The following is a 7987-nucleotide window of genomic DNA, read 5'->3' on the forward strand; positions in this document are numbered from 1 at the left end:
GATGCGCTCGTACTGTATCCATAACCAGGATTACATCACCCAGGAGCCGTGTGCGGTGAAAGTCGCAAGCACGGTTTTGTAGGAGAGATGGTGGGGGACACCCTACCATCGACTCTCTAACCGATTACCCCTAATACGGTAGGGGTTCCCCTCACGAAAAATATCTGCCAATAATTGACAATCTCAAAAACCCGCCCTTTTAATCGCTCGATCGGACATGGTATTATTAGTCATTACGGTGACAGAGTTTTTCAATTCAATCAGCTAATCGGCATTTAAGTTGTATTTAAAGAAACAATCCCAGTCTTGTGGGTGGGATTTGAGCAACGCCCAAAATATCCAATTGAAATGTTGACCCGCTTACTGAGAATTTTGACCCCATCACCGCTAAGCTTAAGCTCTAATTTCTTAGTCGCGTTCAACGCTGTAAATTGCCTGCAAGCGGAACTCACCATGAGCGGGAACTTCCACAATATCTGTAGCTGCATTGGTCGTTTCTACGCAGAGTAAGCGCTGATAATCTGCATCATCAAGGTCGGCCATATTTGCAGAAATTGTCACCCAGGGATTCCACACTACGACGGATTTACTACCAGAGGATTTAATGCGAATACGGCGATTGAGGGCGCTATCGTCAATGACTAATTCATTGGTGACATCGAGATAAATGCGATCGACTTCACCTGTTACTACCACTGCACCCACTTGAGTCTTTTCCACCCCACCATCCGCTTTATCAAGATATTGGCTATTTTCTAAACCTAAAACCTGCACGCGGTTGATATCCCCGACTTGGAAATAGGTGTGGAAAGCTTGGGTGAGGGGAAATGCTTTGTCGCCTAGATTGCGGGTGATTAATTCTACAGTGAGGCTGGTGCCGATCGTAATCTCGATCGCCAGTTCAAAAGCTTGGGGCCAAATTCCTCTAGTTTCATCGCTATCCTTGAGTCCGAGAGTGACTTTAGTTGCACCATCGGGGGTTGTGGCGGTTTCTAGCACATTCCAGAGGCGATTCCGCACAAACCCATGACTTGGACGCCCCAAGGCTTCGGGATCTGGGCCAAACCAGGGCCAACAGATGGGTATACCGCCTTTGATGGCTTTCCCTTCTGCGTAGTAGGCTTTGTCGCTGACGAACATCAAGTCTGTGGTTTCGGTGGCTGGTTGAAAGGAGAGCACTTGACCGGAATACACAGAAATTAAGGCTTTGGCTTGACCGTTGTCGATGTGAATCATCGGGAAACCACCGTTTCCGGTGGCGAAGGTGAGGTTCCCGGCTATGCCGTAGTCTGCGTTTAATTGGTCAATACTCATCAGAAATATGGGTTTGAAACCCCGTCCTTTTAGGACGGCTTTACATTGGATGGGAGGGGGAGGAATTCTCCCCCGATGAATGCTTGTTACCGCCTTGGATATACTAACGACGTTCGACGTTTTGTATTCGCCTTTAACCCGGACAGTTACGGATCGAGTGCTTTCTACCTGTACGCATAACAAGTGGCGGTAAGCCCGTGTGTGTATATCCCTTCGCCACTGATATCCCTTGAGGTTACAGACTAGGGAGGCATCCAGTAACATCGTTCGGTGTACCACCACCAGATAATTCAGTTTGTCTCAAAGACGCAGGCTAGACACTGTTTTAGTCTCAAATTAAGAAGGTGGTGAGTCTTCCTCTTTCAAGCCCCATGCCTTTAGGCTGGGGTTAGTGACGCTGTTGGCTTGGTGAATTGCTTTACAATTATCCGATATTATGGTTACTAGATTGATTAGATTGTTGAGTTTGACCTGCGAGGGTGCGATCGACACAACGATGCAGTCAGAGAAACCGATAGCGAGTCCCCACACATCGCGAGGGGATGTGCATCGAACCCACCGGCACACCTTGCTGATTTCTCGGATGGCCAAGCTAATGCAGCACTTCATCAAAAGACGGCGCAGCCGCAAAACTCCGCATCTGGCTTGATTCGTTGTATAGCCCGGAAACCCTTGTGGTGTCGCCCACAGCCTCCCTCGCTAAAATTTGTCTTCGTAGAGTCTGGCGCCAGGGGATTAATGTAATGGGTAATAACTGTCATGGTACAAGCGCACTCAAACATTTGAGGTAATCTCATCTTTTCTGTGCGCTTAAGTTTTGTTATGCTGAGCCAGAATCGGGTTTTTTCAAATATATACGTTCCATATCCCGTGTATTTAAATATAACGAAATTTTATTTAAATGCAGTTTAACTGCCACATCCTTAAGGATTTGTTTAATGGCCTGACTTTTGCTCACAACGCCCAAATTATAAAATAGCCTGTCGAGTGTTAGCGATCGCCCCACATAATCTGTTTTAAGCACGGTAAATCCTGCCTTAGTTGCAAGTTTTTCTAGCGTGGTGGTCGTAAAAAAGTAAATATGTCCGTCGCAACTGAGACTTCTTTCTCTTTTACCCAATAATTTGAAAACCAATGTATCGTAGCGGGGGGTTTCCATCACGAATATCCCACCCGGCTTCAAGATCCGATAAACTTCTTTCAACGTACTGCAAGGATCGGATACGTGTTCGATCACGTGCATCATCAATACAGCGTCTGCCGATCGATCTTCTAGTTCAGCTTTTTCTAATATGGTTGGGATGATTTCGATTCCAAACTCCGATTCTGCATATCTGCACATACCCACATTAGGTTCAAGCCCAACTACATTCCACCCATCTTGCTTAAAGAAGTTTAACAAATACCCCAAGCCACTTCCCACTTCAATTAACTTACCTTTATTGGGATAATGTTTGTGAAGAAAAGCTCTGGTTTTTTCATAATCTTTTACCTGCAGTGCTTCTTTTTCCAGTCTCTGCGAATCTTGGTTAACTATCGCAGATAATACAAACTCTGGATCGTAGTTTTCTATTAATACACTATCTACTTCTGTGCTTCTCGGATTAGCATACATCAATCCACAGGCTTTACAATTGACAATTTGATTTACCTGGGCTACTCCCTGCTCAAATCTCACAGTATAGTCATTACTACCGCACAAATTGCATGCAACGTATGTCATAGCTTTGATTTCTTTTACTTTGTTCAACTGAGTTCGGCATTGATTCTAACATATTCACCTGTGGCCAGCCACAAGTGTTTATTTTTGTTACACAAGTTTACATGATTCTCGCTATTCCTGCTACACACTCTAAATTTATTATCCGCAAAAATTAGTTTATTAAACCAATATTTATTGTTAATTAGGAATGAGAATTAAATAACTTAGAATGCGTGATGCTTCTTGTGGGATGGGCGTCCCGCCCGCCATTTCTGGACGGGCGGGACGCCCATCCCACTGTCAAGAGTGTAAATTATTTAATTCGCGATCCTTAGTTCACACACAACAGCTTGAATATAGCGGAATTTATAGAATATCTTTTTTCACCCATGCCTTTTATAGTCTCCATAAAATATAAAATATAAAATAGTATAAACATAAACATAAATCTCAATTTAATTTATTGTATAATTGGGTGATTATCAATACTCCGGACAGTTTTTAAAGAGGGATGCGATGGCTTCGGCAAGCAACGCTTACGCAATAAATCACAGAAGCGAAAAAAGTGAGTGCAATCTGAACCCAAAATGAACAGAAAAAAAGGCGCTCTTTTAGGTTAAGCTATAAAAACACACAAGCTTAACAGATTGCCTTATGAAGATTATTGAATCCATCTTACAACAAATGCCAGGGATTAGTCAACCCCAAAAGAAGTTTTTAATCACTTTATTCTCAACTATTTTGCTTGTTTATGGCAAGGTCAACTTCACCAATCTCAGTCGTTATAGTTGTTTGAGCGAAAAAACCTACCGTCGTCACTTTCTCAAAAGCTTTAATTTTCCACAATTTAATCAATATTTCCTCGAATCTGCCTTAAATCCTGAACACACAGTCATTGCCGTTATCGATTGTTCTTTTTTAAAAAAAAGTGGCAAAAAAACTGACGGTAAGGGTTATTTTTATAATGGTGTAGCGGGGAAATCGGAACAGGGGTTGGAAATTTCTGTAATTTCTATTGTCGAAATTGAGAGTCGTTTATCTTATAGCTTAAGCGTACAACAAACTCCATCACGCCCTCAAATAAAGAAGGTGAAAAAAATACCACAAAAACCGAAGAATAGCTGGTCAAAAAAATCTCGCAAAAAACAGGAGTCTCAAAGCTCAACGCCTGACATCACAAGAGTTGATGACTATGCACAACATCTAAAGAATACTCGTTATTTCTTCCCAAATTCTGTACGTCCAAATGGTCGCTGATGGCTATTACTACCGCTCTAAATTCTGGGATGCTGTGCGGGAGTTAAATTTAGACTTTATTGGCAAGTTAAGAGTTGATGCTAACCTACGCTATCTTTATACTGGTGAACAAAAGAAACTGGGAGCTCCACGTAAATATGATCGCACAAGTTGACTGCCATGATTTGAGTCGTCTTAATTTTGTTAAAGAAATAAAACCGGGAGTTTCATTATATACATTGGTGGTGTGGAGTTGTTGTTTAAATTGCCAAATTAGGTTGGCTTGTATCTCTGAGGTTCAAGCCAACGGAGAAATTAAAAATGCTTTATTATTTAGCACTGATATTCACTTACCGCCTGAGCAAATTGTTGAATATTATCAGGCTCGTTTCCAGATTGAATTTATTTTTCGTGATGCCAAGCAATTTACGGGATTGTCGGATTGTCAAGCTCGTCATTTACCACGGCTTGATTTTCACTTTAATGCCAGTCTAATTGCCTTAAACTTAGCCAAACATGAACTTTCTAGTTGTCATTCATCTGCCAAATCTTTTGTGTTTTCTATGGCCTCTTATAAACGTCTGGAATTCAATAAGCATCTACTTTCTACCTTTATTGATAAGTTAGATTTAGACCCGGATTTGATTTTAAATCACCCTAACCTTCCTTCAGTCTTGTCTTATGGTACTCTGGCTGCTTAAAAACTGTCCGGAGTATTGTCTTTAAATACTTTTTCAAATAAAATTGATGGAAAAGTTAAAAATCTTTGTGACAATGCTTGTTGACTAATTTCTTGTGGCTGACACCATAAAAATCCTTCTTTATTTAATAATCGGGTTAATTCTGTTACTCCTGGTACGGATCGCCATAGTAAACTTAATATTGCTGCCATCATTAATGGTAGTGTTAGAATTCTATCTCTTAAATTTAGTTGGCGATAAAAAGTTTTTTGGGCCGCCATTGCCGGAATTAATAAATCTTCCAGGTAATTCGCGATCGCTTCGTTTTCTACTTGGGGACGATTTTTTTTCTTTGCATGATCTCGGTTGATGCGTTTTTTGCTAGTCATAACTGGTTCAATTATGGCTCAAATGCTTGCCTGACAAAGGTTTCATCCTATTTTACCTTTCTTTTGTATACCCCTTGACAATTTGCACTTTTTCTTAACTTGTCACAAATGGTCTAGCACTGTGTCTAGCGATTCACCGTCAACGAGGTACAGTTCTAGCAGCGCTTCCCATGTGGCAGTTTTGCTGAGTTTTCCAAACTGTCTGGCGTCTTCGTTGGTGAAGCCACGGTCAAAGGCGATCGCCTTTAATTGGTCAATGCGACGGTAGCTAACGATGGGTTTAGTCATGACTAACAAGCCTCAAACTAGACTCGTCAATCAAGGTTTCGTCAAAACATGGATACATCCAGTCAGCAGAATCGCCACCTGTCCAATTAATGAGATATTCCCACTGCTCATTTCTTGGATGCCAACCATTGGTGACAAGTTAAGGCTGTAAGTCTTTTGTCAAGAGGCTTTCGGAGAGTTCTTAAAAAAGAATTGGTCAGACCCTCGTTGCTTTTCAGGAAAAGGGGCAATAATTAACTTAACATTCGGTTTTCGCTGCTGTTTAATAATGCCTAAATCTCGATTTTGGGGGTCAGCAAAATACTTGATTGGATCTGTTGCTTTACCTTTATGATGAGCCATAGTAAAATGATAAAGACCGCGATAAATCATTTCTAAAGAAATCTGCTCAAAAGGTAGAGCTAGTTCATCAGCTACCGCATCACCTAAATCTACTAAAACTGCATAAAATAACCAAGTTGCCCAAATCTGTAATGGGAGCATCCCGATTTTGTAAAAGTGCTATCCAGAGAGGATAATAGGTAGAGCGTCAACGGAAGCGTGAACTGCATTTGTAGGAGGAGTGGCTATGACCCCTGAACAGAAGGAGCGTTTAAAAGCTTGTGCTGCTGAGATTGCCGAGATTATGTACACAAATACTCCGGTCTCAGAATTATCAAGTCTGGAAACAATCGAAAAGCATATTCGAGAGCAATGGCTAGAATTAGTCGGGCCCGAGGTTGGTTTTTTGTAGAAGTTCACGGGGGTAGCAAAAACCCAAAAAATCTGATAAGGTGAGGCACATGGAGAAGACAGTGCCGGAATTAATGGCGGCAATCAGCCCAGCAGAGTGGGCGCAAGTGCCAGGCAGCATCCTCGAACTAATTTACGAATTAGTGGGTAGGATGGATCAGTTTGAACAGGAAATAGGGGAACTGAGAACAGAAAACGAGCTTCTCAAAGAGCAATTAGCCAGAACTTCGGCAAATTCATCACAACCACCATCGAAGAATCCTCAAGGATTTAAGCCAAATAGAAAGGAACCCACCGGAAAGAAGCGGGGTGGGCAACTAGGACATTCGGGACATGAACGGAAGCTATACCCGACCGAAATGTGTCAAGAAGTAATCAACCATTACCCACAGCAATGTAGTGGATGTGGAGGCATCCTAGAGATTGAAAATAATGGTCAAGCATATCGACATCAAGTAGTGGAAGTCCCACCAGTACAGCGGCTCGTCATCGAACATCAGTTTCATCCAATTACCTGTACTTGTTGTGGGAAAGAAAATCAAGCCCCAGAAATGACCGAAATAATAGGAATGGGTGGATATGGTCCAAGAACAGCAGCCTATGTAGGTTTATTCAGTAGTGAGTATCGACAATCCTACCGCCAAATACGTGCGCTGATGCAGGCGGTATTTGGGATTGAAATGTCCGTCGGCACTATCAATCGTCTACGGACAGAAGTGAGTGAGGCAGTTGGCGATGGGGTCACAGCAGCCCAACATTACATCCAGCAGCAGCCGAATGTGGGAGTAGATGAGACTGGATTTCAGCAGCGGAATGGAGATGGTCTAAATGCCACCAAGACCAGCGGTTGGCTGTGGGTGGCTGTAACGCCATTGATTCAGAGCTTTCAGGTAATTTTAAGCAGAGCTAGTAGTGCTGCTCAAACGGTTTTGGGCGAAACTTTTAGTGGCTCGATCACCAGCGATCGTTGCCCTGCCTATAATTGGGTGGATGTCAATCACAGGCAACTGTGTTGGGCACACCTCAAACGAGATTTTATTCAAATATCCGAACGAGTTGGAGCTTCAGCCCAAATCGGCAAATCCTTGCTGGAGCAGGAAAAAGAGCTTTTCAATCTCTGGCATAAATTTAGAAATGACCAACTCACTCGTTCGGAGTTGAAAGAAAGGGTTGAACCTATTAAGACTGAAGTTTTGAGCATCTTGCTAGAAGCTTCGCAGTTAGACATCGACGAGAGGGAAAAGACCCCACTGGCAAAAACTGTGCGGACTTGCCGTAATTTACTAAAGTTGGAAGTGGCTCTGTGGTTATTTATCTCCTCAGATGGTGTAGAGCCGACCAATAATGCCGCTGAGAGAGCCATTCGCCCTGCTGTGATTTGGCGACGGACTAGCTTTGGTTCAGATTCAGCAGCAGGAAGTCTGTTTGTTGCCCGTTTACTCACCGTCGTGTCTTCTCTCAAGCTGCAAGACCGGAATATTCTTGAGTTCCTGACTGAATCTGTCTTGAGTGCTCGTTCTGGTCGGACTCCTCCTTCTCTTCTGCCACGCTAACCCCGTGAACTTCTACGGTTTTTTTTTATCAAACAGGCAACAGGAACAGAATCAGGACGGTCTCGCACAGTAAAAAGTTGCATTGGTAAGCTA

Annotated in this window: 7 protein-coding genes and 2 pseudogenes; 4 read left to right on the forward strand and 5 right to left on the reverse strand. The window is 42.7% G+C overall.

The window, feature by feature from the left end:
* Positions 1–408: 408 nt before the first annotated feature.
* Positions 409–1314 (reverse strand): D-hexose-6-phosphate mutarotase, encoded by a 906-nt coding sequence (locus QUB39_RS30000; RefSeq protein ID WP_333058639.1) that lies wholly within the window; start codon positions 1312–1314, stop codon positions 409–411.
* 820 nt (positions 1315–2134) lie between these two features.
* On the reverse strand, positions 2135–3064 hold the full coding sequence (locus tag QUB39_RS30005) for a class I SAM-dependent methyltransferase (RefSeq protein ID WP_333058640.1): 930 nt from the start codon (positions 3062–3064) through the stop codon (positions 2135–2137).
* A gap of 606 nt (positions 3065–3670) precedes the next feature.
* On the opposite strand from QUB39_RS30005, the gene QUB39_RS30010 reads away from it, so the two are divergent.
* Both QUB39_RS30010 and QUB39_RS30015 read left to right on the forward strand, forming a co-directional pair.
* Positions 3671–4273: a hypothetical protein gene (locus QUB39_RS30010; protein WP_333485230.1), complete on the forward strand. Its 603-nt coding sequence runs from the start codon at positions 3671–3673 to the stop codon at positions 4271–4273.
* A 137-nt stretch (positions 4274–4410) separates the two neighbouring features.
* On the forward strand, positions 4411–4953 hold the full coding sequence (locus QUB39_RS30015; RefSeq protein ID WP_333397501.1) for a transposase: 543 nt from the start codon (positions 4411–4413) through the stop codon (positions 4951–4953).
* 8 nt (positions 4954–4961) lie between these two features.
* Here QUB39_RS30015 and QUB39_RS30020 read toward each other — a convergent pair.
* The 3 genes and pseudogenes from QUB39_RS30020 to QUB39_RS30030 all read right to left on the reverse strand — a co-directional run.
* A pseudogene (locus QUB39_RS30020) lies at positions 4962–5321 on the reverse strand (hypothetical protein); the annotation flags it as partial.
* Between the two features lie 102 nt (positions 5322–5423).
* Positions 5424–5609 carry a hypothetical protein gene (locus tag QUB39_RS30025; protein ID WP_333212856.1) on the reverse strand — a complete coding sequence of 62 codons (186 nt, stop codon included), beginning with the start codon at positions 5607–5609 and terminating at the stop codon, positions 5424–5426.
* A 159-nt stretch (positions 5610–5768) separates the two neighbouring features.
* Positions 5769–6083: pseudogene (locus QUB39_RS30030) on the reverse strand (IS4 family transposase); the annotation flags it as partial.
* A gap of 94 nt (positions 6084–6177) precedes the next feature.
* On the opposite strand from QUB39_RS30030, the gene QUB39_RS30035 reads away from it, so the two are divergent.
* Positions 6178–6342, forward strand: a complete 165-nt coding sequence (locus QUB39_RS30035; protein WP_333212858.1) for a hypothetical protein — start codon at positions 6178–6180, stop codon at positions 6340–6342.
* A gap of 49 nt (positions 6343–6391) precedes the next feature.
* The gene (gene tnpC, locus QUB39_RS30040; RefSeq protein WP_333058662.1) at positions 6392–7894 is read left to right on the forward strand and encodes an IS66 family transposase; all 1503 of its coding nucleotides are present in this window, start codon (positions 6392–6394) and stop codon (positions 7892–7894) included.
* Positions 7895–7987 lie beyond the last annotated feature (93 nt).

This window comes from Microcoleus sp. AT8-B5 (assembly GCF_036705565.1).
Taxonomy (GTDB): Bacteria; Cyanobacteriota; Cyanobacteriia; order Cyanobacteriales; family Microcoleaceae; genus Microcoleus.